Source organism: Lentzea sp. NPDC058436, from assembly GCF_042721515.1.
Classification (GTDB): Bacteria; Actinomycetota; Actinomycetes; order Mycobacteriales; family Pseudonocardiaceae; genus Lentzea.
Genome location: NZ_JBHXLF010000038.1, coordinates 1 through 25280, shown reverse-complemented (window position 1 = coordinate 25280; position 25280 = coordinate 1). Strand labels below are relative to the sequence as shown.

The 25280-nt window shown below is 69.8% G+C and carries 25 protein-coding genes; 6 read left to right on the top strand and 19 right to left on the bottom strand.

What is annotated here, in order from left to right; all coding sequences use genetic code 11:
• Positions 1-32: 32 nt before the first annotated feature.
• Together ACFWN2_RS45545 and ACFWN2_RS45540 are read right to left on the bottom strand one after the other, a co-directional pair.
• Positions 33-1418, bottom strand: coding sequence for a glycerol-3-phosphate dehydrogenase/oxidase (locus tag ACFWN2_RS45545; protein ID WP_382436985.1), 1386 nt, complete (start codon positions 1416-1418; stop codon positions 33-35).
• A complete protein-coding gene (locus tag ACFWN2_RS45540; protein ID WP_382436984.1) occupies positions 1415-1990 on the bottom strand; it encodes a TetR/AcrR family transcriptional regulator in 576 nt (191 codons plus the stop codon). The genes ACFWN2_RS45545 and ACFWN2_RS45540 overlap by 4 nt, the downstream gene beginning before the upstream one ends.
• Here ACFWN2_RS45540 and ACFWN2_RS45535 point away from each other — a divergent pair.
• Positions 1989-3551, top strand: coding sequence for an FAD-binding oxidoreductase (locus ACFWN2_RS45535; RefSeq protein ID WP_382436982.1), 1563 nt, complete (start codon positions 1989-1991; stop codon positions 3549-3551). The two genes, ACFWN2_RS45540 and ACFWN2_RS45535, sit on opposite strands and share 2 nt — an antisense overlap.
• Here the strand turns inward: ACFWN2_RS45535 and ACFWN2_RS45530 are convergent.
• Positions 3548-3892, bottom strand: a complete 345-nt coding sequence (locus ACFWN2_RS45530) for a MerR family transcriptional regulator (protein ID WP_382436981.1) — start codon at positions 3890-3892, stop codon at positions 3548-3550. The genes ACFWN2_RS45535 and ACFWN2_RS45530 overlap by 4 nt on opposite strands.
• A 98-nt stretch (positions 3893-3990) precedes the next feature.
• Between ACFWN2_RS45530 and ACFWN2_RS45525 the strand changes: the two genes are divergently transcribed.
• Together ACFWN2_RS45525 and ACFWN2_RS45520 are read left to right on the top strand one after the other, a co-directional pair.
• Positions 3991-4311: a DMT family transporter gene (locus ACFWN2_RS45525; protein ID WP_382436980.1), complete on the top strand. Its 321-nt coding sequence runs from the start codon at positions 3991-3993 to the stop codon at positions 4309-4311.
• Positions 4308-4643, top strand: coding sequence for a DMT family transporter (locus tag ACFWN2_RS45520; RefSeq protein ID WP_382436978.1), 336 nt, complete (start codon positions 4308-4310; stop codon positions 4641-4643). Before ACFWN2_RS45525 ends, ACFWN2_RS45520 begins: the two co-directional genes overlap by 4 nt.
• A gap of 27 nt (positions 4644-4670) precedes the next feature.
• Here the strand turns inward: ACFWN2_RS45520 and ACFWN2_RS45515 are convergent, their stop codons facing one another.
• From ACFWN2_RS45515 to ACFWN2_RS45465, 11 genes are all read right to left on the bottom strand, one after another.
• On the bottom strand, positions 4671-5678 hold the full coding sequence (locus tag ACFWN2_RS45515; RefSeq protein ID WP_382436977.1) for an NADP-dependent oxidoreductase: 1008 nt from the start codon (positions 5676-5678) through the stop codon (positions 4671-4673).
• Positions 5679-5762: 84 nt separating this feature from the next.
• Complete coding sequence (locus ACFWN2_RS45510; RefSeq protein ID WP_382436976.1) at positions 5763-6476, bottom strand: GNAT family N-acetyltransferase; 714 nt, start codon at positions 6474-6476, stop codon at positions 5763-5765.
• The gene (locus tag ACFWN2_RS45505; RefSeq protein WP_382436975.1) at positions 6477-6920 is read right to left on the bottom strand and encodes a hypothetical protein; all 444 of its coding nucleotides are present in this window, start codon (positions 6918-6920) and stop codon (positions 6477-6479) included.
• Entirely contained in the window at positions 6920-9736 is a 2817-nt protein-coding gene (locus ACFWN2_RS45500) for an FtsK/SpoIIIE domain-containing protein (RefSeq protein ID WP_382436974.1), read from the bottom strand. The genes ACFWN2_RS45505 and ACFWN2_RS45500 overlap by 1 nt, the downstream gene beginning before the upstream one ends.
• The gene (locus ACFWN2_RS45495) at positions 9736-9987 is read right to left on the bottom strand and encodes a hypothetical protein (RefSeq protein WP_382436973.1); all 252 of its coding nucleotides are present in this window, start codon (positions 9985-9987) and stop codon (positions 9736-9738) included. Before ACFWN2_RS45495 ends, ACFWN2_RS45500 begins: the two co-directional genes overlap by 1 nt.
• On the bottom strand, positions 9987-10247 hold the full coding sequence (locus ACFWN2_RS45490) for a hypothetical protein (RefSeq protein ID WP_030481403.1): 261 nt from the start codon (positions 10245-10247) through the stop codon (positions 9987-9989). The genes ACFWN2_RS45495 and ACFWN2_RS45490 overlap by 1 nt, the downstream gene beginning before the upstream one ends.
• Positions 10248-10486: 239 nt before the next feature.
• The gene (locus ACFWN2_RS45485; RefSeq protein ID WP_382436972.1) at positions 10487-10918 is read right to left on the bottom strand and encodes a hypothetical protein; all 432 of its coding nucleotides are present in this window, start codon (positions 10916-10918) and stop codon (positions 10487-10489) included.
• A gap of 16 nt (positions 10919-10934) precedes the next feature.
• Entirely contained in the window at positions 10935-11411 is a 477-nt protein-coding gene (locus tag ACFWN2_RS45480) for an alpha/beta hydrolase (protein ID WP_382436971.1), read from the bottom strand.
• Positions 11412-12008 (bottom strand): DUF4232 domain-containing protein, encoded by a 597-nt coding sequence (locus ACFWN2_RS45475; RefSeq protein WP_382436970.1) that lies wholly within the window; start codon positions 12006-12008, stop codon positions 11412-11414. It abuts the gene before it with no gap.
• A 66-nt stretch (positions 12009-12074) separates the two neighbouring features.
• The gene (locus ACFWN2_RS45470) at positions 12075-13037 is read right to left on the bottom strand and encodes a gamma-glutamylcyclotransferase (RefSeq protein ID WP_382436969.1); all 963 of its coding nucleotides are present in this window, start codon (positions 13035-13037) and stop codon (positions 12075-12077) included.
• A gap of 250 nt (positions 13038-13287) precedes the next feature.
• Positions 13288-13632 (bottom strand): winged helix-turn-helix transcriptional regulator, encoded by a 345-nt coding sequence (locus tag ACFWN2_RS45465; RefSeq protein ID WP_382436968.1) that lies wholly within the window; start codon positions 13630-13632, stop codon positions 13288-13290.
• Positions 13633-13706: 74 nt separating this feature from the next.
• Here ACFWN2_RS45465 and ACFWN2_RS45460 point away from each other — a divergent pair, with 74 nt between their 5' ends.
• The gene (locus ACFWN2_RS45460) at positions 13707-14468 is read left to right on the top strand and encodes an SDR family oxidoreductase (protein ID WP_382436967.1); all 762 of its coding nucleotides are present in this window, start codon (positions 13707-13709) and stop codon (positions 14466-14468) included.
• A gap of 54 nt (positions 14469-14522) precedes the next feature.
• Here the strand turns inward: ACFWN2_RS45460 and ACFWN2_RS45455 are convergent, their stop codons facing one another.
• The 5 genes from ACFWN2_RS45455 to ACFWN2_RS45435 all read right to left on the bottom strand — a co-directional run bounded on the left by ACFWN2_RS45455 (position 14523) and on the right by ACFWN2_RS45435 (position 21254).
• Complete coding sequence (locus ACFWN2_RS45455; protein ID WP_382436966.1) at positions 14523-15473, bottom strand: LysR substrate-binding domain-containing protein; 951 nt, start codon at positions 15471-15473, stop codon at positions 14523-14525.
• A 184-nt stretch (positions 15474-15657) separates the two neighbouring features.
• A complete protein-coding gene (locus ACFWN2_RS45450; protein WP_382436965.1) occupies positions 15658-16944 on the bottom strand; it encodes a PhzF family phenazine biosynthesis isomerase in 1287 nt (428 codons plus the stop codon).
• A 14-nt stretch (positions 16945-16958) separates the two neighbouring features.
• Positions 16959-18353, bottom strand: a complete 1395-nt coding sequence (locus tag ACFWN2_RS45445; protein ID WP_382436964.1) for a hypothetical protein — start codon at positions 18351-18353, stop codon at positions 16959-16961.
• Positions 18350-20161, bottom strand: a complete 1812-nt coding sequence (locus ACFWN2_RS45440) for a dynamin family protein (RefSeq protein WP_382436963.1) — start codon at positions 20159-20161, stop codon at positions 18350-18352. The genes ACFWN2_RS45445 and ACFWN2_RS45440 overlap by 4 nt, the downstream gene beginning before the upstream one ends.
• 193 nt (positions 20162-20354) lie before the next feature.
• Complete coding sequence (locus ACFWN2_RS45435) at positions 20355-21254, bottom strand: IniB N-terminal domain-containing protein (RefSeq protein WP_382436962.1); 900 nt, start codon at positions 21252-21254, stop codon at positions 20355-20357.
• 272 nt (positions 21255-21526) lie between these two features.
• Here ACFWN2_RS45435 and ACFWN2_RS45430 point away from each other — a divergent pair, with 272 nt between their 5' ends.
• Both ACFWN2_RS45430 and ACFWN2_RS45425 read left to right on the top strand, forming a co-directional pair.
• The gene (locus ACFWN2_RS45430; RefSeq protein ID WP_382436961.1) at positions 21527-22702 is read left to right on the top strand and encodes an Hsp70 family protein; all 1176 of its coding nucleotides are present in this window, start codon (positions 21527-21529) and stop codon (positions 22700-22702) included.
• A gap of 158 nt (positions 22703-22860) precedes the next feature.
• Entirely contained in the window at positions 22861-25020 is a 2160-nt protein-coding gene (locus tag ACFWN2_RS45425; RefSeq protein WP_382436960.1) for a LuxR C-terminal-related transcriptional regulator, read from the top strand.
• The last annotated feature ends 260 nt before the right edge of the window (positions 25021-25280 follow it).

Below are 25280 nucleotides of genomic sequence, written 5' to 3'. Positions count from 1 at the left end.
AACGGGGCGTCCCTCACGGGGCGCCCCGTTCTTCATGCGTTGGTCAGGAGTTTCGCGATCTCCGGCGCCGCCTTCGCGCGGTCCTGCGGCACCAGTCCGATGCGGGTGCGCCGGTCGAGGACGTCGTCGGCGTCCAGCGCGCCCTCGTGCCGGATCGCGTGGACGACGTCGGCCTCGGTGACGCCGGGTGCGATCGGGGTGGTGGGCGCGGGCCTGTCGTCGACCAGGCGGATGTCCTTGGTGCGGCAGGGGATTCGCGTCAGGTTCGTGGCGTCCACCGCGTCCGCCGCCATCCTGCGGTACGTGGTGAGCTTGCCGCCGACGACGGTGATCACGCCGTTCGGTGCCGTGAGCACGGCGTGGTGGCGCGAGAGGTCCGCGGTCTTGCCGTCGGCCTGGAGCAACGGGCGAAGGCCCGCGTAGCTGCCGATCACGTCGGCCCGCGTGAGATCCCGTTGCAGCACCTGGGAAGCGGTCGTGAGCAGGAAGTCCACATCGGACTCCGGGACGGTCGGCACGTCCGGGACGTCGTCGACCGGCTCGTCGGTGAGGCCGAGGTACGCGCGGCCGTTCGCCTGGGGCAGCAGGAAGGCGTAGCGGTTGTGCTCGCCGGGGACCGGGATGGTCAGCGCCGTGCCCGTGAGGCCGGCGGCCCGCGCGTCGACCACCAGGTGCGAGCCGCGGGACGGGCGCAGGTGCACCGGGGCGAGCGTGCCGGCCCAGACGCCGGTCGCGTTGATCACCGCCTTGGCCCTGACGGTGAACGTGGTGCCGGTGAGCGTGTCGTGCACCTCGGCGCCATCTCCTTGCAGCGTCACGACTTTCGCGCGGGTGATGATCCTCGCGCCGTGGCCGGCCGCCGTGCGGGCCAGTGCCACGACGAGCCGGGCGTCGTCGACGAGCTGGCCGTCGTAGCTCAGCAGTCCGCCGGTCAGCCCGGCCGGGTCGAGGCCGGGAACCAGCGCCAGTGCCTCGTGCCTGGGCACCCGGCGAGGGCCCGGCAGCACGTCCGACGGTGTGCGCGCGGCGATGCGCAGCGCGTTGCCCGCGCGGAAGCCGGACATGACGAAGTGGCCCGCGGTGGAGTGCAACGGGAACAGCATCGGCAGCGTGCGGGTCAGGTGCGGTGCCGTCCTGGTCATCAGGATGCCGCGCTCGACGGCGCTCTCGTGCGCGAGCCGCACGTCGCCCTTCGCGAGGTAGCGCAGGCCGCCGTGGACGAGCTTGCTGGACCACCGCGACGTTCCGAACGCCAGGTCGTGCGCCTCCAGGAGCACGGTCTTGAGACCCCGCGACGCCGCGTCGAGCGCGACACCCGCGCCCGTGACGCCGCCGCCGATCACGAGGACGTCGGCGACTTCCTGTTGTGCTGCTTCGAGGTCCTGCTCGCGCCGGGCGGCGTTCAGGGACGTGTTCACGGCTTCAGGGCTCCGTCCAGCTGCTTCGCGAGCTCGTCGAGCAACGCGGTGAAGTCGAGCCCGGACGTGGCGGGCCGCGTGCTCAGCACCATCGACTGCGTGCTCAGCAGCACGACGCGCGCCTGCGTCTTGGCGTCGCCGAACCGGATCGACCCGTCGAGATGGCCCGCCTCGACCTGCGCGACGAGGAACTGCTCGACCAGCCGTTGCGTGCTGCCGAGCCGGTCGGTGAGGTACGGCAGCATCAGGTCGGCGTCGAGCTGCAGCACCCGTTGCATCAGGGGGTTGGCGTCGAGCAGCCGGATGGCGTCCACGGCCCGCTGAACGAGCTGCTGACGGGCGTTCCCGTGCCCGCCGGCCCGTTCCACCGCTTCGAGGATCGCGGCGAACTCCCGCGTCATCAGGGCCCTGACCAGGTGGTCGACGTCCGGGTAGCGCCGGTAGAGCGTCATGCGGCTCACGTTGGCCCGTTTCGCCACGTCGGTGAGGGTCGTCCGGCGGACTCCGACCTCCAGAACACACTCACGGGTGGCGTCGAGCAGAGCGTCGTGGGTGTGACGTTGAGACGTCATGTGTAACACTGTAGCAGTGACCAGAGCCCGATGGACCACCGAAACCGTGCCGTTGCCGCCGCATGCGCTGGCGTGGCTCAGTCAGCGCGTCGGGCTGGGCGAACCGTTCGCCGAGGTGCTCGTGGAGGTGCCTCCGTCCGCGCTCACCACCGACGCCTTCACGGCGTTGGAGGCGGTCAGCGCGATCTCGATCGAGGACGAGGACCGGCTCGGTCGGGCCGGCGGCCTGTCCTACCTGGACCTGCTGCGCCGCCGCGGGCACGGGGACCTGCCGGTGCCGGACGCCGTGGTGCAGCCCGTCTCGCCCGAAGAGGTCGCCGAGGTGCTGAAGGTCTGCGTCGAGCACGACGTCGCCGTGGTGCCGTTCGGTGGCGGTACGTCCGTCGTCGGCGGGGTCGAGGCGTTGCGCGGGTCCAAGTCCGCTGTGGTGGCGCTGGACCTGGCCGGGCTCGGGGCGCTGGTGTCCGTCGACCCCGTGTCGCGGGTCGCGGTGCTGCAGGCGGGGCTGACCGGTCCGGAGGCCGAAAGACTGCTGGGAGAGCACGGGTTCACGCTCGGGCACGTGCCGCAGTCGTTCGAACGGGCGACGATCGGAGGTTTCGCCGCCACCCGGTCCGCCGGTCAGGCGTCCTCCGGCTACGGGCGCTTCGAGGACATGGTCGAGTCGGTGCGCGTCGCCACGCCCGTGGGCGAGTGGGTGGCCGGCGCCGCGCCCGCGTCCGCGGCCGGGCCAGACCTGAAGCAGCTCGTGCTGGGCAGCGAAGGACTTTTCGGCGTCATCACCGAGGTCTCCGTGCGGGTGCGCCCCAAGCCGTACGGGCCGCGGTACGAGGGCTTCGTCGTGGACGGGTGGGAGACGGGCGTCTCGCTCGTGCGGTCCCTGGCTCAGGCCGGGGCGCTGGCCGACATCACGCGTCTGTCCGATGTGGACGAGACCGAGGTCGCGCTGGAGCTGGCGGGGCCCAAGGCCGACATCGTGAAGAAGTACCTGAAGGTGCGCGGGGTGAAGCAGCCCTGCCTGGTGATCCTCGGATGGGAGTGCCGCTCCCGTTCCGCGACCATGAGTGCGTTGAGCGGCCACAAGGTCGTGCGGCTCGGACGGGCGATGGGCGCTTCCTGGCTGCACGGGCGGTTCAACGGGCCGCGGCAGCGCGACGCGTTGCTGGACGCCGGCGTGTGCGTCGAGACGCTGGAGACCGCGACCCACTGGTCACGCGTGTCCGAACTGCGTGACGCCGTGCGGGACGCGTTGGTCGCCGAGCTCGGGAACCCCGTGGTGATGTGCCACGTCTCGCACGCCTACGAGACCGGAGCCTCGCTGTACTTCACCGTGCTGGTGCCGCGAGATCTCGCAGATCCGGTGGGGCAGTGGGCGAAGGCGAAGATCGCGGCCTCCGACGCGATCTCCCGGCTCGGCACGATCACCCACCACCACGCCGTGGGACGGGATCACCTTCCCTGGCTGGAGAAGGAGATCGGGGCCGTCGGGGTGGACGTGCTGCGTGCCGTGAAGGACCGGCTAGACCCGACCGGGATCCTGAACCCCGGCAAGCTGGTCTAGCGGCTCACGTCCTGCCGGAGGGCGTTCAGCACCTCGAGTTCGCGGTCGATGTCGCGCCGCTTGGCTTCGAGCCGCGCGACCTCCTGGGCCAGGAGCGCCTCCATGACCCCGGTGCGCTCCTCGGGCTCCGCCTCCAGGCAGGGCAGCAGTTCGCCGACCGTGACGCTGCACAGGCCTGCGGCGAACAGGTGCTGGATCATCACGACCCGTTCGACCGCGGACGGGTCGAAGTCCCGCCACCCTCCCGCGCTGCGCGTGGAGCGGATCAGCCCCTGCTCCTCGTAGTAGCGCAACGAGCGGGCGCTGACGCCGCTGGCCTGCGACAGTTCGCCGATGCGCATGAGTCCTCCCGATCGGTCTTGCACCTGACACCAGTGTGAGGTTCCACCCTTGCCGCAGCGCCCGCACCCACCCGTGCGGGCCCTCGGAAAGGACTTCCATGCACTGGCTCCACCTCGCGGTCGCCGTCGTCTTCGAGACGGCCGTGGCGATCTGCGCCGGCAAGGCGGAAGGCTTCAGGCACCGCGGCTGGACCGTCGCGACCCTGGTCACCGGCGGACTCGGCACGTACTTCCTCAGCCTGGCCCTGCTCACCTTCGACGTCGGTGTCGGCTACGCCCTGTGGACCTCGCTCGCCGGCGTCGGCATCACGCTGCTAGGCGCGCTGGTGTTCGGTCAGCGGCTCACGTGGCGCAAGGCCGCCGGAATCGCACTCGTCATCGGCGGGGTCGTCGGTCTGCAGCTGGCGGGTGCGGCATGAGCACCGCCTGGGCCACCCTGCTCCTGGCCGGAGCGTTCGAGGTCGGTTACGCGCTGTCCGTGGGTGGCAGTCACGGCTTCACGAGCTGGTCGTGGTCGCTCGTGGCCGTCGTCTTCTTCCTGCTCACCCTGTGGATGCTCAGCCTCGCCCTGCGCACGATCGAGGTCGGCATCGGGTACGCGGTCTGGGCGGGGATCGGTGCCGTCGGAGCCGCGCTGCTCGGGCCTGTCTTCTTCGACGAGACCCTCACCCCGGCCAAGGCGGGCTGGCTCGCCGTGATCATCGCCGGGGTGGTGTGGCTCAAGCTCGCCGACCGCTCCGAGCCTGCGTGAGGCCGCCCTGGGGCGGCCTCACGGCGCTCAGAACTTGACGAGCATCTTGCCGGTGTTGTCCCCGCGGAGCATGCCGAGGAACGCGGACGGGGCCTGGCGTGCGCCACCGTCGACGACCGTCTCGGCGTACTTCAGGTCGCCGTTGGCGATCCACGGGCCGACCTCGTTGATGAACTGCTGCTGCAGGTTCTGGTGGTCGCTGACCAGCAGGCCGCGCAGGGTGAGGCGCTTCGCGATGACCTGGACGAGGTTGCGCGGGGCCGCGGGCGGCGCGGTGTCGTTGTACTGGGCGATCGCGCCGCAGATGGCGACCCGGCCGTGCAGGTTCAGCGACGCGATCGCGGCTTCGAGGTGCTCGCCGCCGACGTTGTCGAAGTAGACGTCGATGCCGTTCGGGGCGGTGGCCGCGAGCTGCTCGGCGACGGGGCCGTCCTTGTAGTTGAACGCGGCGTCGAAGCCCAGCTCCTCGGTGAGGTACTTGACCTTCTCGGCCGAACCGGCGGAGCCGATGACCCGCGAAGCACCCTTCAGGCGGGCGATCTGGCCGACGATCTGGCCCACGGCACCGGCAGCGCCGGAGACGAAGACGACGTCGCCGGGCTTGAACTCGGCGGTGGCGAGCAGGCCCGCGTAGGCCGTGAGGCCCGGCATGCCCAGGACGCCGAGGTAGGTGGAGAGCGGGGCGACGTTCCCGTCGACCTTCACCGCGTGCTTGCCGTTGACGACGGAGTACTCGCGCCAGCCCAGGCCGTGCAGGACGTGGTCGCCGACCGCGAAGCCCTCGGCGTTCGAGGCCACGACCTCACCGACCGCGCCGCCCTCCAGCGGTGCGCCCACCTGGAACGGCGGCACGTACGACTTGACGTCGTTCATCCGGCCGCGCATGTACGGGTCGACGCTCATGAAGACGTTGCGCACCAGGATCTGGCCGTCGCCCGGTGTGGGGACCTCGACCTCGGCGACCTCGAAGGTGTCCTCGGTCGGCCAGCCCTTCGGGCGGGACGCGAGCCTGACTTCGAGTGCGGTGCTGGTCATGGTCGGACCATCTCCATTCGTGTGCTTCGCGGATCAGTTATCCGTTTCAACCACTTGCTACACGCGACTGTTCCGTATTGTGAGCTAGGCCGCAGGGAGGAGTGTGGTGACGTCGCGGTAGGCGAAGCCGAGCTTGCGGTACAGCGCGATGGCCGGCGCGTTGTAGTTCTCCACGAAGAGCGCGCACGTGCCGTACAGCGTGAGCAGCGAGGACGTGACGAACTGGCAGATGCGCTGACCCAGGCCCTGTCCCGTGCAGGACGGGTGGACGGCCACGCCCATCATGAAACCGACGTCGGCGGACGACCAGGCCTCGGCGGCGGTGGCGACCAGTTGGCCGTCCACGTGCACGCCCGCCCAGCGGCAGACGCCCTTCTCGCCCGGCCACGCCCACGAGTCCGGGTTTGCCTCGCGCAGCAACATCTCCACGCCGTCCGGGGTCTTCAACCAGCACGCCTCGGCGGGCAGGTCCAACGCGCCCGAGCGGTCCATCCAGCCGAAGGGCTTGTCCTCCAGCCACGGCGTCGGCATGACGGACATGACTTCCAGCGCCAGTGGGCGTTCCAGCAGCGGTCGCAACTCCACGCCACGGCCGTGTGCGGCGAGCAGTGACGCCACGCCCTCGGCCGGGCCGGAGAGGACCAGGCGCCGGCGCCGGGTCAAGGCGGGGGCGTGCACGGCCACGGCGCCGTTGTGCTCCCAGGCAGCACCGCCCGACGACAGCGCCTGGGCTGCCCAGCGGACCAACGGGTCGTCGCTGGCGTCCTGCACGTCGACGGTGGTGCGTAAGCGGCGCACTCAGTCCTTCTGCTTGCGGCGCAACAGGGTCCGCTTCGCGAGCGAGTCCTCCAGCGCCTGGTACGCCAGGTCCATCGCCCGGTTGTACTCGCCCTGGGGGCGCGGCGGAACGGACTCGTCGGGCCGGGGCGGCGTGGTCATCTGCAGCCAGCGCTCGTTCCACAGCTGCTCGACCGCGGCCTCCCAGTGCAGCGCGGCGCCCATCCGCACGACCCGCTCGCGATCGCGCACCTCGGCGATCTCGTGCTGGGTCGACGCGAGCCGCTGCGCGAGTTCGGCGCACCGCACCTCGTCCAGCTTGCGCTGGCGAGCAGCCGCGTCCGTGGCGATGGCGATGATCTCCTTGTAGCGCTCGACAGCGGAGACCGTCGGCACCTCGATCACCTCCTCGCTCTGACGCTGCGACGGGACCGGGTCGAACATCGTGGTCATCATCGGGTTCATCACGCTTCTCCTGTGTCGAACGGGATGATCACTTGCGGTCGCGAGTGCTCGAACCTGTCGAAGAACAGTCCGCGGCGCGGCCTCGGCGACCACGCCATCACCTGTTCCGGTCCGAGCGACAGCAGTTCCTTGCCCTGGACGTCGAACGCCACCCAGGCGCCGATGTCGTCGTAGACGCCGGGCGGGAGGCTCGCCTTCAGCCTCTGCACGCCGCGCCACCAGCCCAGCACGTGCGTGCGGTTCTCCGGGCCGTGCTTGAGGACGGTCCGCAGACTGTCCACACCGGACGTCCGCGTCGTCGGATCCTTCTGCTCCAGCAACGTCTGCGCGGCGTCGACGCCGTACAGCACCAGGTACTGCGGTTTCAACGGCGCGTCGGCCTGACCGGTGTTGATCGACTGCAACCGGGCGGCCGTCTCGTTCAGCACGTCCTTGATGCGGTCGATGCCGATCACCTCGGCGTCGTGCCCGTCGGAGTTGAGGCGCTTCATCAGGTGCAGCGCCGAGGGCATCGCCTCCTCGACCAGGCAGGCCAGCGTGAACACCGCCTCGTGCGGGTGGTGCTGCCTGCCCAGTGACGCGGCCGCTCCGCCGAGCACGGCGGCCGCGTCCTGGACCACGGAACCGATCACCGCGATGTTGCGGCCCGGCGTGCGGGCGAACCGCACCCGTGCCGCGCTGCCCGCGACGTCGATCACCTGTCCCAGAAGCACGGTAGGTGACGCGTCGCCGGGCCGCAGATCGGAGAAGTCCGGCACGGCGTCGATCAGGGGGATCTTGCTGCCGTCGAACAGGCCCGGCGCCTGGCCGGGTTCGCGGCGCCACAGCTCCGTCTGCAGGAAGTCCATGGTGCCCTTGGACGTCGAGTCCGGGATGCGGCAGATCTCGTTGCCCGGCTTCACACCCGACTCGTGGTTGATCACCGCGTGCCAGCGCGGCAGCTCCACGGCGGCGTCGTTCTGCGGCTCCGCCAGCACCCGGCGGGCCTTGGGCAGCGCGATGCGGACCGTGAACTGCTCGAAGATCGCCGACTTGCCCCAGAACCCCTCGATGCCCGAGACGTCCTGCGACGACAGCACGAGGTGGATGCCCTGCGAACGGCCGCGACGCGCCACGTCCTCCAGCAGCTGCGTGGCGGCGGCGGTGACCTGGTCGCGTTCGCCGAACAGGTACTGGAACTCGTCGATCACGGCGACGATCCGCGGCCAGCGGCCGGACGGGTCCTCCGCGCGCAGGTCCTGCAGCTTGGTGACCTCGTGCTGCTTGGCCGCGTCCGCACGCCGGCGCATCTCGTCGGACAGGTACCGCAGCAGTGCCACGCCGAACTCGCGGTCGGTGTTGACGTTCACGCCGACCAGGCGCGCGTGCGGCAGCCACGACGGGTCCTTGCGGCCCGGCGCGAACTGCGCGAACGACACGCCCTCCTTGAAGTCCAGCAGGTAGAGCTCCAGCTCGTCCGGCGAGTAGCGCGCGCACAACGAACCGAGCATCGCGTAGAGGAAGTTCGTCTTGCCCGAACCCGAAGGCCCGCCGATCAACGCGTGCGGCGAGGTGTCGCCGAGCTGCACGCAGACCTGTTCGCCGTCGTCGAACCCAACGGGCGCAATGACTCCGGCGGACGAGTTCTCCGTCCACGGCCGGTCCGGCAGCAGGTCGCCGAACGTGCCCATGCGCGACCGGCGTTCCTCGCGCTTCTCCGCGATGGCGGCGCACGCGCGCGGCACCAAGGTCCGCGGCAGCGCGGGATCCAGCGTCACGCTCACGGCTTTGCCGGTCATCGTGCAGAAAGCGGTGCCGTCGCTGCGCAGCGACACCGTCTCCACCGGCGAGTTGATCGTGATGGGAATGTCCACGATGAACAGCTGCACACCGCACGCCAAACCGTTGCGCGCCACGCGTTGCAGCTGCTGCTGGTGTTCTTCCTTCAACGCCTTGCGGTTGCCGAACAGCACGGCGATCCGCCACGGTTCGGTGCGCCGGCCCTCACCGCTGACCGAACGCACGGTCAGGTGGCCGTCGACCAGGACCTTGGTGTGCACCTGGCGGATGTGCTCGGACAGCTCGTCCAGCAGCTCGTGCAGCCGCGCCGGGTCGTGCACCGTCAGCAGGTTCGCGCGGGTCAGCGGGTAGAGGCCCGGCAACGACCCGGTCAGCTGGCCGACGTCCCACACGTGCACGTGCACGAGCCCCGGCTGGAAGTGCGACAGCACCCGCAGCAACAGGGTCTCCACGAGCGTGTCCGCGAGCTGGCGGGTGTCCGTCGTGGACGAGATGTGCAGGTGCGCCTGGTCCAGCAGCGGCACCGCGACGGGGAACGGGGCGGCCTCCGGCGCCGACGTCACCACGCCGGTGCCGATCCGCCACAGCTCCGGCACGCCCTCGCTGCCGTCGTGCGTGCCGGGATGACCGAGCCACGACTCGTGCGGCCACGAGGCCGGTCCGGCGGCGACCGAATTCACCAGTTCGGTGAGCTGGGCGGGGCCGGAGTTGGTCCACTCGTGGAACGACTGCCGCCAGTCGTACTCGATCTGGTCGAGCCGTTCCCTGAACTGGGCCATCGAGAGCGGCGCCTGACGCGGGTTGTTCACGCGCTTCTCGTCGACCGTCAGGAACGCCGTGACGTCCTTGAGCGCGACGTCCTGCAACGCCTTGTCGACGCCCATGCCGCGCACGGTGAACTCGAACATGTCCTTGGCGTGCTCGGTGGCGAGCGCCCGGTGTTCACGCGCCACGGCGCCCAGCGCGGCCGAAACGGCGCGCTGGAACTCCAGGAAGGCGTTCTCCACCCTCGCCCGCCGGTCGTCCCGCCTGCTCATCACAGCTCCACGGTGAGTTGTTGTATGCGCTCCAGGGTTCCCACCATCAGCTCCAGCTGATCGGGGAATCTTTCCTTCGCGCGCACGAACTCCACTGGAAGCAGCGACTCGTGGTGGTTCTCGCTCGACTCGGCGAGGATGGCGACCGCCTCGTCGAGGCCCTCCTGCGCTGATCGCACACTGCGGTACGACTCACGCAGGATCTCGCTCGCCTGCTCGAGCGCGGCACGAACCTCGCCGATGGACGCCATCAAAGCCTGCTGTTGATGCCCTCGGCCCCGGAGATGCCGGCGCCGAGGTAGTTCTGCAGCTCGCTCACGCCGGACACGACCTGGGCGAACTGGGCGTTCGTCGTCTCGACGTCCGCCTGCACGGAGCCCTGCGTGACCGATGTCAGCAGCTGCTGCGCGTCCTCGGCGAGCTCAGCCGCCTGTTGGAGGGCCGACTGGCTTTGCGCAGCCTTGTCGATCGCCTGGGCAATTGCGGCACGGACCTCTTCGATGCTGGCCATGTCGGCTCCCGAACCCTCCGGAACAAGATGGTCTGACGACCACCCTTGGTAGAGATTGTGCCCAGATTTTCACAGTTGAGAGCGAAGATCGGCTAACCGGGTGGATGCCTGAATCCACTCGAACGGGCCTTGATTTAATGATCAGTTCAGCCCGACGCTGGCCCCTTGTCCACGGGTGTAGCAACTCTCACACCGGCGCCTACAGCCTGTCGTGGATTCATGCCTACCGGCCGGGTGAATCAAGACGGTTTGCTGGGCGAGATGTCACGCGGAGTGCCTGCACCGAAAGGGTCATCTCCTGCCCAGACTTCGACCAGAACCCGTTCGGCACCCGGCACGAGGCCGCTGATCAGCTCCGGTTCGTCCAGCACTGTCCACGCGGTCGGCGGTTCGCACGCCACCCGAGGCGTCGGGAAGCCGTCACCCAGTCCGCGCACGAAGGTGCGCACGGCCCGCGCCAGCGCCGCCGACACGTTGTGGGTGGCCTTCTCGGTGCTCGGCCGTGTGATGACCACGGCCCAGCAGCCGGGCTCCTCGTCGGAGCAGTCGCGGGCGTCCACGATCTGGGCACCGGCACGGGTGAGGAGCGCGTCGCACGCGGCACGCGCCTGGTGCTCGTTCGCCGCCTCGACCACCACGGTGATCAGCAGCACGAGGTCGTCTTGTTCCATGGCAGCAGAGATGGTGTCAGACGACGCGGCGCGCGAACTCCAGCACCTGGGTGACGGCGTCGCCATCGGTCAGCAGCCCGTCCGCGACGTGCTCCTCGAACGCCGACCCGCGGATCCGGTCCGTGCCCGCCCGCGTGTCCGCGATCGGCACGATCTCGTCGTCCGACCCGTGCACCCACAACGTCGGCAGGTCGCCGAGCGCCGGCCCGAAGCTCACCTCGTCCATCAGGTCGGCGAGCTCGTTCGACGCGCCGTCCCACATGCCGAGCACCGGTGAGACGAGGACCAGCGCCGCGAGCCCGGAATGCGTTTGGGCGTAACGGACCGCGGCCGGAGCGCCGGTGAAGTGTCCAATCAGGACGACCGGCAGCTCCGCGGCCTCCACCGCCTCGTTGATCTTCTCCGTGCGCACGACGGGAACGCCGGCGGTGCGCAGGCAGAAGGCGATGCGCTCGCCGTGCGGGAGCACGGCGAGCCATCCAGGTACGTGCATTTACGAAGCGTAGAAGGCGCTGATCTCGATCCGGCCACCGGAACACACGGGACCCAGCGTCCACGGCACGCTGAGCGGCACCGTCTCGTTGGGTGGGATCGCCGCCACCTTCGACGGCTCCGGCTGGCACGTGCCCTCCACCGGTTCGCTGCCCGCGGGCACGACGCTCCAGTGCAGGTTCGCGGACGCCTTGCCGCCCGGCGCGAGCGTGAGGGCGGCGGGGCCGGGGTCGGCCTTGCGCTCCAGCTTGGTCGGCACCGCGCCGGAGCCGTTCTCCAGCTGGAAACCGCTGTAGCCGTTGAGCGTGCACGGCGCGCTTCCGCTGTTCGTCACCACGAACTTGCCGTACCTGTTGCCCGCGCCGGCGTCCGTGGGCGTGATCTCGCCCTTCAACGCGTCCGGGCCGCAACGCTGCACGCCTGCGGGGGCCGCGCCGCGGTCCTCCGACGAGGGCGTGGCCGGGGCGGACGAAGCGGTCGACGAGGGTGTCGACGGAGCCGTCGGCAGCGTTTGCGACGCGTTGTCAGGCGTTCTCGTCCCGCAAGCCGTCACGGAAGCGAGCACCAGCAGTCCGCAAGCGATCAACCGTCGAGTCATGGGTGCACCTCCTACCACCGAAGGATGTGCCCAATTCCCGATCAACCCACACAACGTGCCGGAGATTCACCGGATCTGGTGGACGTCCCATCCGTCCGGAAGCTCCGCCATGCCCTCCAGGGCCGCGGTCCAGATGTACGTCCACGCGATCCGCCCGTCGGGCAGCACGACCCGCACGCGGCGGTAGTCGTCGCCCTCGTACTCGTCGAGCGCCGGCAGCGCGTCCTCGGGCGAGCGGAGCCGCAGCACGAAGCCCGGCACGCCGAGCCCTGCGCCGGGACGCAGCGCGGGGTAACCCATGCCCGTGTCGAACAGTGTGCCGGGCAGGTGGGTCTCCTCGGACTCCACGACGTGCGGTTCCATCAGGTGCCAAGCGCTTGCGCCCGGCTGGAGCGTGCCGTAGACGAACAGCAGCTCCGGCCAGTCGTCCGCGGACGGCTCGCCGTGGATCTCGGTCACGTCCAGTCCGTCGCTCATCGCAGGCCTCTCGCCCAGGATGCGAGCGCCTCGCTGCGAGACGTCCGCGCACCGGACCATGCGGTCGTTGAAGAGCACGGGCATCCGCTTCTTGGACCCCGCCGTGTACGCCAGAACGCTGTCGATGACGCCACCGTTGTAAAGCACCACACGTCCCGTGTGCACGCGCACGAGCCGATAGCGCAGCCCGCGCCCCTCGCACCGGTCCAGCACGCGCAACTGATCGGGCGTGGCGAACCAGATTGAGTGCTCCTCGGTGACGCCGGGCGCGCCCGCGAGCGTCGCCGGCCGCTGCCCGTCGCGCATGCGCAGACCCGCGGCCCAGACAGCAGCAAGGCCCTCGCACCGTGCGCGGAGCACGACAGCGGGGCCTTCGAGACCGAGCTCCTCGCGGAGCCAGGTCAGCTTGCTCGGATTGGCGTTCGAACCGTAGCCGAGCACCGGCATTCGGCCCGCCAGGGGAGGCTCACCGTGGTTCGCGAGCCATTGGTCTAGATCGATGTTCTCCGGCTCAACACGCCATCCCGACTCCATCGTGAGGTCCGGTCGCACTGGCCAGCCTGTTTCGTCCACGTGGACGAAACAGTGGTCTGGACGAGTGCCCGGATAGGGCTCCGCCGGATGGCTTTCGTCGGTGAACGGTTGGGCCATTGGTACATCTTGCCAGTCCAAGGCCTTCGATCGCGCCCCCTAATCGTGACCCATCCGATCTATGTCCTGAGATCCACGCCTGCGAGTGAGCACCTTCACTGCGCAACCGGGTGAATAACCCGATGTCTGTTCGCGTCAGCTCCGGCGAACCTCAGGAGGCGTCATAGTCGGCCTGCGCCTGGGTGACCTCGGGCTGGTTGTCCGCGATCCACGAGGCGAGCGCCACCAGGTGTCCGGCGGCCCCCTTTCCGAGGGGCGTCAGCGCGTACTCGACGTGCGGCGGGATGACCGGGTAGACCTCCCGGTGCACGAACCCGTCCCGCTCCAGCGTCCGCAACGTCTGCGTGAGCATCTTCTCGCTGGCCAGCTCCAGCTCACGCCGCAGCTCGCTGAACCGCCAGGCCTCCCCGTTGGACAGCGCCTGCAGGACCAGCACACCCCACCGGCTGGTGACGTGCTCCATGGTCGCCCGCTCGGGACATATCGTGACCTGCATGCTCACCTCCGCGTAAGTACCCGACTTCAAAGTGGGTACTTACGAAAGGTTAGCGCTTTTCCTACGTTAGCCGCATGACGATCCTCATCACCGGAGCAACCGGCCAGCTCGGCAGCGCAGTCCTCCGCCACGTCCAAGCCCGCACGGACGAGCAGGTCGTCGTGTCGGTCAGGAACCCGCAGAAGTTCACCACCACCGGCATCGAGGTCCGCCAGGGCGACTTCGAACAGCCCGACACCCTCGACTTCCGGGGCGCGGACAAGCTCCTGATCGTGTCCGGCGAGGCCCCCGACACCGACACCCGGATCCAGCAGCACGAGAACGCCATCGCCAAGGCCGTGGAGCACGGCGTGGGCCACATCTTCTACACGAGCATCACCGACGCCGACACCTCGACGGTGGGCGTGGCCGTGGTCCACAGGGCCACCGAGGAGGCCATCCGCGCCACCGGCATCCCCTTCACGTTCCTGCGCAACGGCATGTACCACGAGAACTACCTGGGCGTCCTCGCCGGAGACACCGTCGCGATCTCCACGAAGGACGGCCGGGTGGCCAGCGCGTCCAGGGACGACTTCGCCCAGGCGGCAGCCGTGGCCCTCACCACCCCTGGCCACGAGAACGCCGTGTACGAGCTCACCGGCTCGACGACCTGGTCGTTCCCCGAACTCGCGGGCGACAAGTACCAGGACGTCAGCGACGAGGACCTGATCGCGGCAGGCGTCCCGGCGCTCTTCGTGGACTTCTTCAAGGCGATCCGCGAGGGCGTGTTCGCCGAGGTCCGCCCGGACCTGGAGAAGCTGCTGGGTCGCCCGTCGACGCCGATCGAGGTGGGCTGAGGGACCAGGTGCGGGGCACGGCCGGGCGTTCGTTAGCCCGGCCTTCCCGTTGACTCAATGGAACTCGGGATGCGCCTCGGGATGCGCGTCCCACCACTTCCGGTACTCCGGGTTCCGGTCCAGCACGGACCGGTAGGCCTCAGCCGCACAGGCGAACACCTCGTGCGCCCGCCCGGCCACCGGTGAGTCCCGGCGAGTGGCCACGAAGATGTCGGTCATCAAGGGCATCCCCCGCAACCGCCGGATCACGATCCCCTCCCCGGTCCTGGAGGGCGCGGCGGCGAACGAGACACAGCCGCCGGCCACCAGTCCGCGAGCCATGCTCGCCTCACCGGTGTGATGCGTGAGCCGAGGCACGAACCCGGCGTCCGCGCAGACCTGGAACATCTGCGTCCGGCTGCCGATGTGCTGCTTGGGCGGCGTGACCCAGTCCCGGTCGGCGAGCTCGGCCAGGTCGACCTCCTCGAAGCCGGCCAGCGGATCGGTCTCCGACAACGCCACGAAAGCAGGCTCGGTCACGAGCTTCCGCAGCTCGATCCCCGCCAGGTCCCTGGCGTGCATCCCGTCGAAGAACTCGAACAACGCCACGTGGACCTGCCCGCCCTCCAGCATGTCCACGATCTCGGCGGACGACGGCCGGACCTCCGCCCGCACGTCGGCGTTGAGCGCCCGCAACCCCTCCACGAGCCGGGCGAAGTACAGGATCGGGATGCACCCGAAGATCAACGGCCCTCGCCGGTCCGCGACCGGTGTCGTGCTCATCAGCTGCGCCATCTCGTCGAGCACCAGCCGCGCCGTTCCCAGCACACGACGGCCCAGGTCCGTTGGGACGCAACCGTTGCGCGTCCGGTCGAACAGCTGACCGCCGACCAGCCTCTCCACCGTGCGCAGCTGCGCGGACAGGGCGGGCTGGGTGAGTCCGAGCCGCGTCGCGGCCCTGGTGACGCTGCCTTCCTCGGCGATGGTTCGTACCGCGCGGAGGTGACGGAGCTCCAACTCGGGCATAAAGACCTTCTATCCCCCTTCTGAATGCGCCGCCACCCTTCGATCGGGGCATAGTGACTTCGATCGATCTTCCGGCCCGGCGCTTGCGGCAGCGCCCACGGGTCCGGCGCGGGAGGGTGCGCACCCCTCGGTTCGACGCTGCTGCCGCAGCACACCCTGCGCTCTGCGGCAGCAGCGTCGAGCCTCAAGGGATCTGAGGGATCACGACCGCGGCTCCGGTCACGGTCACCCGCCGGTCCTCGCGGGTGGCGTCGACCTCCAGCCGTGACGGCCGCCCCATGTCCTCGCCCTGCAGGATCACGAACCGCTGGGGCCCTTCGAGATCACGCAGATAACCGCCGAAGGCAGCGGCGGCAGCGCCGGTGGCCGCGTCCTCCACGACGCCACCGACCGGGAACGGGTCCCGCGCGTGCACGACCTCCGCCGACTCACGCCAGAACAGGTGCACCGTCGTCAGATCGTGCGCCAGCATCAGATCGCGCAACGCGTCGAAGTCGTACGACAGCGACGCCAACTGCGCACGATCCTTCAGCGGGATCAGCAAGTGCCGAGCCCCACCGAACCCGACGTGCACCGGCCCGGCCCCGATCTCCGCGTACCCCAACGCCTCCAGCGCGGCGGACACCAGTGCGGGATCGGCAACGGCCGTGGAGGTCGGCACGCTCGTCAACGACGCCGTACCACCGGAGGTCTCGATCCGGATCTCCCCGGCCGGCGTCCAGAACGTCAGCGGCCCGTCGCCGATCCGCTCGGCCAGGGCGACCGCCGTGGCGATCGTGGCGTGCCCGCAGAACGGCACCTCGGCCTTGGGGCTGAAGTACCGGACGTCGAACGCCCGCTCCTCGGCGCGCGGCAGCACGAACGCCGTCTCCGAGTAGCCGACCCGAGCGGCGATGGCGAGCATCTCGTCGTCGGTCAGGTCGCTCGCGTCGAGCACCACACCGGCCGGGTTGCCGCCCGCCGGGTCCTTCGTGAACGCGCTGTAGCGCAGTACTCCGGTGTCGCTCATGCCTCGCTGCAACGCGTAGTGGTGCTCCAGTCTTCCGCCGCGGTACCTGCTGGTGAAGTAGGTCAGCCCCGCCTTCTCCAGCACGCGCCCGGACGCGCGGTTCTCCGCCTGGTGGCCGGCGACGACCCGGTCGGCGATGGCGAGCGCCTTGTCCCGCAGCTCCGCCGCGACGAGCGTGGCGATCCCGCGCCCCCACCAGGCGGGGTCGATCCAGTAGCCGATCTCGATGACGCCCAGGTCGCCGTCGAGCATCTGCCCCAGCCCGATGCCCACGCCGTCCTCGACCACCAGGTGCAGGCCGAAACCGTGGACCTCCCAGTGCTTCAGCGCCTGCTCGTGGCGTTCGGTCACGTAGTCCGGCGTCCAGGGCATGCCGTTGCCGACGTGGGCCGTCATCCGGGGATCGGACGCCCACCGCAGCATGTAGCCGAAGTGCTCGGGCTCCCACCGCACGAGTTCCATGGGCCCATCGTGCCTCAGCTGAACTGGGGGAGTAGCCCTTCGCACGTGCGCACCACGATCTGGGCGGCTTGGCGCTGCGCGTGGGGCGCGTGCACGTCGGAGGCCTGCGCCTGCCACCGCAGCAGCGCGTCGAGCAACGCCTCGCGCAGCTCACGGGCGTCGGCCTCGTACTCGAACCCGAGTCGTGCCGCCGGAGCCACGCCCTCCGCGCCGACGAGTCGCAGCGCCTCGGTCTGCAGCTCACCGGGCAGCTTCGTGCGTCCTGACTGCAGTGCGGCGATCAGCCTGAGCTCGCGGAAGTCGTGCGCGGAGGCGACGACCCGTTCGAGGTCGGCCATCAGCTTGCGGGCGTTCTGCCGCGGCTCCATCCGGAACAGCACGTCGAGCGCCAGCAACGCCGAACGCGCCTTCAGCACCTCACGGCGTTCGACGAAGTGGACGGCGATCGAGTCGCGCAGCTCGCCGAGCCCGCTGCGCTGCACCAGCTGCCCGGTCAGCTTCACCTGGGAGTCGAAGCCCTGCCTGATCAACGCGGTGATCAGCCGGACGCCGAAGATCCCGAACCGCTCCAGCAACGCCTGCCGCACAGCGGGTTCCATCGTCAGCGGGAACTCCGCGCCGACGAACCGGTCCGCCGACAGCAGGTGGTCCTCCAGCTCCTCGCGGCCCAGCCCCGACAGCACCCGCAGCGCCGCGAACTCGTCCTCCCGCAACGTCTTCGCGGCCACCGCCAGCAGTCCGGCGACCGAGACCACGTTCTGGCACAACGGTTCCACGGCCGGGTCGCGGCGGTAGCGGCGCGCGATCTGCTTGGCCGACGACAGCGCGTCGATCCGTCCGGCGCCGATCTCGTCGGCCCGCGCCAGCACCGCGACCGTGTGCACCGCGGCGGTGCGGGCGATCGGGTGGTCGTTGGCGGACTGCAGGAACTTCAGGTCCTCGTCCTGCACGTGCCTCATCAGGTACAGCAACGCGTCCGCGTCCCCGAGCACCTGTTCGGGCGTGGCCTCGGACGGGGTGTCGATCAGCACGACGTCGCGCAGCGTGCGCGCCGGCCAGTCCACGACGACCCGGTCGGCGCGGTCGAACTGGCCCGCCTCGACGTGGTGGCGGTGGCCGCGCCTGCCGAGCGCGAGCTCGTGCGGGCGTCCAGGGCCGGTGAAGACGTGCGCCCGCGGCTCGGTTCCGCCGCGGTACCAGACGAACGAGGCCTGCGGCGTGAACTCGTCACCGATCAACGCGTTGACCACAGTGGACTTGCCGATCCGCGACCGACCGGCCACCGCGATCCGCACGGGTTCGGTGTAGCGCTCGACGTGCGAGCGCAGCCAGGCCGTGGCGCGGGGGCTGTCGCGGTAGACGCCCAGTGCCTCCTGCAGCATCGACCAGACGACGCGGTCCAAGGTCACGCGGTGAGCTCCATGGCGGGACCCCCGAGTGCCTGAACCCTCTTGTAGAGCGTGACGAGCTTGTCCAGCTCCTTGCGGCCTTCGCGCATCCTGCGCTCGCGTTCGGTCTGGTCGTCCTGCACCGCGCGCTTGGCGCTGCGGGCCGACTCCAGCAACGTCTCCTGCAGCTCCTCGGCGAGAGTGCTGAAGTGGTTGCGCAGCGAGCGCTGGATGTGGCGCCCGGAGTCGCGGACGTCCTTGGAGAACTTCACGAAGAAGTCGTCCACGTGCCGTTGAGCGGCGGCCTTCGCGGCGGCCTGGCGGCGCTTCAGCCGTTGGTCCGACTCGTCCAGAATGGACTTCCCGCCGAACAGCGCGCCGGCGCCGAGCGAGATCACGTTGATCAGCGGCATGCCCGCGAGCGACGTGACCAGACCGAACATCAGCACGCCGCCGTAGGAGCCGCGCAGGCCCGTGAAGAGCTTCTGCGGCACCGAGAACGGCTCGATCTTCGGCTTCTCCAGCTTGCTCGCCGGCTCCAGCAGGTCGTCCGGCAGCACCGAGCCGGGGATCAGGTCCTCGCGGTAGACGGGGAAGTTGCGCGCGACCTTCGCGGCCACCCACTCCGCGCGTTCCATCAGCCAGGCGAAGTTCGTGGTGGCGGCCTCGTTGAGGTTGTCCTCCAGCCACTGCTCGAACTTGTCCCAGCCGATCGCGGGGTCGGCCTCGTCGTAGGTCTTGTCGACCTCGCGCAGGATCTTGCGGGTCCTGTCGCGCAGGTCGTACTCGACGTCGGAGATCAGATCGGCCATCTCGTCGTTGAGCACGTTCTGCCAGCGCGCGGACCGCCGCCGCAGCTCGTCGACGCGCCGCTGGGCCTCCTGCAGCGTCGAGATCGTGGCGACCGTGTGCGACGAGTCGTGGGCCGTCAGCTCCTCGCGCAACGGCGTGACGAGCTGGGTGAGCGCGCTCGACGCCACCACGGCGACGGCGCGGCGGGCCAAGAGGTCCGCGCTCGCCACGATGTCGCTCTGCACGCACGCCACCAGTTCGGGGAAGCCCGACTCGGCGTTGAGGCGCTGGTCGCCGGACTTCGCGGCGCGCAGCCGCAGCGCACTCGACACGGGGATGAGCTTCGCGCGGACGCCCGCGCGGGCCAGCAGCGCCCGGTTGCGTTCCACGACGCTGCGCCAGCTCGGCACGAGGTCGATCTTGGTGACGACCACCGTGACGTTCGGGCAGGCCTCCATGACCTTCTTGAGCAGCGTCATCTCGGCCGACGTCAGCTCGCCCGTCGCGTCGGACACCAGCAGCACGGCGTCCGCCTGCATCAGCGTCGCGAACGTGCTGGCGGTGTGTGCGGAGCGGGTGTCGCCGACGCCAGGCGTGTCGATCAGGACCAGGCCGCTGTCGAGCAACGCGCGCGGGATGCCGATCTCGGCGCGCACGACGTGCTGCGCGGCGGCCTGTTTCGTCACCTGGTCGATCGGGACGGCGATGCGCTCGGTCGGGGTGTGGAAGATCGACCCGCCCGCGGACGCGTTGCGGACCAGCGCCGCCGACGGCGTGTCGGCGTGCTGGACGAAGGTCGGCACAGTCGTCGTGATGTCGTCGCCCACCGCGCAGACGGGGGCGTTGAGCAACGCGTTGACGAGCTGGCTCTTGCCTTGTTTGGACTCGCCGACGACGAGAACGCGCAACTTGGGATCCAGTTGCTGTGCCCGCTTCTCCCGCAGCCGGGCCTCCAGGTCGGGCCTCCGGTGCGTGACGCAGGCCCCGATCGTCTCGTCGAGCACGTCGAGCCAGGGCGGTGCCATCACCTGACTCATAGTGCCGTGTTCACCCCCTTGGGTGAAAGCCTCGGATGCAATACAGGTTTTGTTCTGCCAGGTGGGGCTGATCGGGAGGACCGTGACGTTGCTCACCGAACGGGACGTGAACCGTCTTGATCTTTTTGTCAGCCGAGACGACGAACCGGCCCTGTCCACTGAAGACAGGGCCGGTCCGCGTTGGGAGGATGGCTCAGCCGAGCAGGCCCAGGTCCAGGTCGCCGACGACCGGGAGGCTGTGGGTCGCGTCGGTGACGGTGCCGAGCACGTTGCCGACACCCGCGGTGTCGCCGGCCAGGCCGGTCACGGAACCGACGACACCGGTCGCCGTGCCGACGGCGTTGGTCGCGGTGTGCTCGACGACCGCGATGGTGTCGTTCGACTGCGCGGTGAAGTTGCCGTCGGCGAGGTCGCCCAGGCCGCTGGTGTTCAGCACGCCCAGGTTCAGGTCGCCGCCACCCAGCACGCCGAGGGCGTCGTGGGCGAGACCCGTGGTGCCGCTGAGCTGGCCGAGCACGCCGTCGACACCGGAGACGGAGGAGGTGACGCCGTCCAGCGGCGCGTCGACGGTCGCGGTGGCGGTGTCGGCCACGTCGAGGACGGTGCCGGTCAGCGGGGACGTGGTCTGGTCGAGGACCGAGGTCACGTCGCCGACGACGGAGAAGTCGCCGCCGAGGCCCAGGCCGGCCGACGTGACGTCGCCCAGGGTGTTGGTGCCGAGGAGGAGGCTGAGGCCGTCCGCGTCGGCGGCGAGCACACCCGCGGAGGAGGTGTGGATGTCGCTGAGGCTCACGCCCGACGAGGTCAGCTGCGACGCGACGGCCTGCAGCTGGCTGATGGCGCCGAGCGGGCCTTCGGCGAGCAGGTCGTCGGCCGGCAGGTTCAGGTCGAGGCTTTCGAGGGTGGGCAGACCGTCGACAGCGGGGACCAGGTCGAGCACCAGCGGGATGACTTCCTGCACGTCGACTGCCGTGATGTCGGCCAGCCCGGCCTGCTCCAGGGTGCCCTGGGCGTCGTTCGCGAACGCGGTCTTCAGGGCGGGGTCGCTGAGGAGGTTCAGCACGAAGTCGTGGAGCGTCGTGGGCTGGATCATCGAAGGAACTCCTGTTTGGGCACGTGGCTGTGTCGGGGGTGTGCGGCTCGAAAGCTATGAGAGCGAGGCCGTCACCTGCATCGGGGATCACTCCCAGTGAATCCCCGTTCCCCAATGGGGTGACGGTCGTTGACCCCCTAGGGGATTAGGGGCCTCGCTTGAGCGTCTCTCGTTCACCCGTGTAGGTACTGCTCGCTGCTGCGAACAGGTGAGGTAGGGACTTGGCGTACGTACTCGGAGTCGATGTCGGGACAACCCGGACGACGGCTGCCGTGTGCCGCCTCGACGGTGCCCGGGATGCCGAGATCGCCCTCGTCGTGCCGTCGTTGCTGCAGCTCACGGACGCGGGCACGTTCACGGTCGGCGAGCGCGGTGTGCCCGGCTGGACGGCCTCCGGCTTCGCCCGCCGGGTCGGCGACGCGGTGCCGTTCTCGCTGGGCCCGGAGATGTGCCCGGCCGAGGAGCTCACCGCGCTGCTGGTCATGTGGGCCGTTGGTGAGGTGGTCGCCCGAGAGGGTGAGAAGCCCCGTCACCTGGCCGTGAGCCACCCGGCCGGGTGGGGCCCCTATCGCCGTGGGCAGCTCTACGCGGCGTTGCGGGCCGTCGGCCTGCACGACGTGACGCTCGTCTCCGAGCCGTTGGCGGCCGCCGAGAACCACGCCGTGCGCGCACGGGTGGTGCCCGACGCGACGTTGGCGGTGTTCTCGCTGGGCAGCCACGCGTTCTCCGCATCGGTCGTCCGTCGTGCGCAGAACCGGACGTTCGAGCTGGTCAACCACGTCGAGGGCGTCGACCACCAGACCGGCGGCGACTTCGACGACCTGCTGCTGGGGCTGGTGCGAGGGCGGCTCGGCAAGGACGCCCCCGTGTCGGCCGCCGAGTGCGAGGCGGCGAAGCGGGCGTTCGGCCCGACCGGCCAGTCCGTGGTGGTCAGCGGCGTGGAGATCACGCGCGACGAGTTCGTCGACGAGGTCCGGCCGTCCGTCGACCACCTGGTGGGCACCTTCGTCCGCGCGGTGGGACCGGCCCAGCCCGACGCCGTGCTGCTCGTCGGCGGCGGTTGCCGGATGACCGTGATCGGCGACGCGCTGTCCTCGACGGTCGACTGCCGCGTGCTCGCCGAGGGCGCCCCCGAACACTCGGTCGCCAAGGGCCTCGCCGTAGCCGCACGCCTGGTCCTGCTGGGTCCCGAGGTCGAGCCGGAACCGTTCGAGACCTCGGTCCTGGTGCACACCCGCGAAGCGTCGTTGCGCTTCCCCGTCGGCGAGGTCCCGAGCCCCGACGACGACGACGAGTTCTCCGCGCCACCGCCCCGCCCCCCGGTGGACGTGTCCCCGCTGGAACTGCCGCCGAGGCGGGTGAAGCGCGTCACGAGCGTGCTCAAGCCCGCCGGACGGCGCTCCGGTTCCGGCTCCCGATCCCGAGACGATGATGAGGACGGCCGTTGAGCGTGACCACGCGAGACAGGTTGGTGCTGGACGCCCCCGTGCGGAGCGTCCTGGACCGGATCAACGACGCCGACGCCGGCACCCGCCTGCGCGTCGTCGTCGCGGCACCTGGTGGTTACGGCAAGACAGCGCTGCTTTCGGAGATCACCAACACGGCCGTGCGCGTGGTGGACGACGCGCACCTGCTGGACGATGCTTCGTTGCGCGCACTTGCCTCCGAACCACTTCTGGTGCTCGCCTACCGCCCCTGGCCACGCCGGGCGGTGCTGGCCGAACTGACCCAGGGCGCCGTCGTGGTGCCGTTGGCGCCGCTGACCCGCGACCAGGTGCGCGAACTGCTGAACGCCGGCAAGCCCGTTGCCGACTTCGTGTACGCACAGAGCGGTGGCGTGCCACGGTTCGTGGAGCGCCTTGGCCCCGTGTCCGAGGTTTCTCTTGAGGTGCTGAGCGCCTTCCGCGCCGAGCTCGACTGGCTGGACCCGGACCTGCAGAAGTTCCTGCTCGCAGCCGAGGCCGGCTCGGGCCAACGGCTCGACCTGCTGTCCTCGTTGCTGGACAAGGACTTCGACGAGGTCAGCGACATCATCGAGGCCGCCCGCGCCACCGGCATGCTCGCCGAGGACGGCACACTGGTCCCGCTGGCCCTGCGCGCAGTCGGCTCACTGACCCGCGCCGAACGCCGCATCGCCGTCCGTCAGAAGCTCGCGTTGCTGCAACTGGAACGCGGCGGTCCGGTCCTGGACCTCGTGCGCCCTCTGCTGGACACCGGCATCGGCGGCCCCGTGTTCGTAGCGGCCGCCCGCGAGGCCCTGCCTTCCGACCCGGCTCTCGCAGCCCAGCTGTTCAAGGCCTCCACCGGCGGCGGAACGCCGTCGGCGGAAACCGCTGCCTCCTGGGCCACGGCGTCGGCCATGGCCGGCGATCTCGACGGTTCGTTGCGCCTCGCGGACCAGGTCATCAGCGCCTCCGACTCGCCCCACCGCCGAACCGCCGCCGAGGTGGCCGCCGTTGCCCTGGCCCACCGCGGCCAACTGGCGCGCAGCACCGAACTGTTCCGGTGGGCCGCCACTCCCTATGCCGCGGCCTTCGCCGGCATCGGTCTGATCGGCACCGGCCACCTGTACGAGGAGACTCCTCCGCAGCCCCCGACGATGCTCGGCGGCGCGGCATCGTTGATGCTGCAGGGAGTCCGGCAGTCGGTGGCCGGCACGGAGACCGACGCACTGTCCACTTTGGTCCGTGCGTCTTCTCTGCTGGAACCCGCTCGTGGTGCTGTTCTCTTGCCAGACAGCCCGGCTGCTCTTGCGGCCTTGGTCGCCGTGCACTGCGGTGAGCCGAACGTGGCCGAGTCCGTGCTGGACCGCGCGGTGGAGACCGGTACCGGCGGCGTGCTGATGTCCGTGCGGCACCGTTTGTTGCAGGCCTGGCTGCACATGCTGCGCGGCAACCTGGCCGTGGCGCGCGAGACGTTGATGTCCGTCCGGGGAGCTTTCGAGCCTCGGGACTGGATCTTCGCGGTGGCACTTGAGGTCGGTGTCGCTCGCCGCAACTCCGACCTGGCCACCCTGCGCCGGACGTGGGAGCAGGCCTGCGAGGCCGTGCTCCGGCACCCGGTGGACCTGTTCAGCCTGTTGCCGTTGGGGGAGTTCGCGGCGGCCGCGGCTCGGTTGCGGGATCAGGAGCGGTTGGCGCCGCACCTTGCGCAGGCCTCAGCCTTGTTGCGTTCTCTTGGGAATCCGCCGTTGTGGGCCGCGCAGTTGCATTGGAGCCTGCTGCATGCGGCGATCATCGACGAGAACTCTGCGGCGGCTGAGGAACACGCTGGTGCGCTGGCTGCTTGGCGGGAGCGGAGTCGGTACTGCCTGATTCTCTCTTCTGCTGCTGAGTGCTGGTTGGACGTTGTCGCTGGGAAGGTCGACGCGGATCGTGTCGAGGAGGCTGCTCGCAGCTTGCATGCGGTCGGGTTGTGGTGGGACGCCTCGCGGTTGGCCGGGCAGGCCGCTATCCGGACTTCTGATCGGCAGGCGATGGTTCGGTTGCTGGACTGTGCGCGGTTGTTGCAGGGGCGGCCGGTTTCTGCCCGGCGGGGGGCTGAGGCTGCTGATGTTGTTGTGGTCGAGGATGCCGGGAAGTTGAGTGATCGGGAGCGGGAGGTGGCTCAGTTGGTGTTGGAGGGGATGACTTATCGGCAGGTCGGGGATCGGTTGTTCATCTCCGCCAAGACTGTTGAGCATCACATGGCTCGGATGAGGCAGCGGTTGGGGTCTACTTCGCGGTCTGATCTTTTGGGGCAGTTGCGGCATATTTTGGGTGGCTGACGGCGGCTTTTGCGTGCGGTTGCTGTTGCGGGCGGCCTGGTTGCGGTTGCGTGCTTCCCCTGGGGGCTCTGCCCCCAGACCCCCGGCAATCTGAAATGGGGGTAGCGCTGGGGGCAGGTTGATGGCACGCCTGTTGCGTAGAGCGGCTGCCTGTTGAGTTGAGTGTTGCGGTGGCGGTGGGGTCCCATCACGAGCCGCACCAAGAGCGGGCCACACCTGAGGGGTGAGGTCAAGTCGACGAAGAGCGTGTCGACTTGACC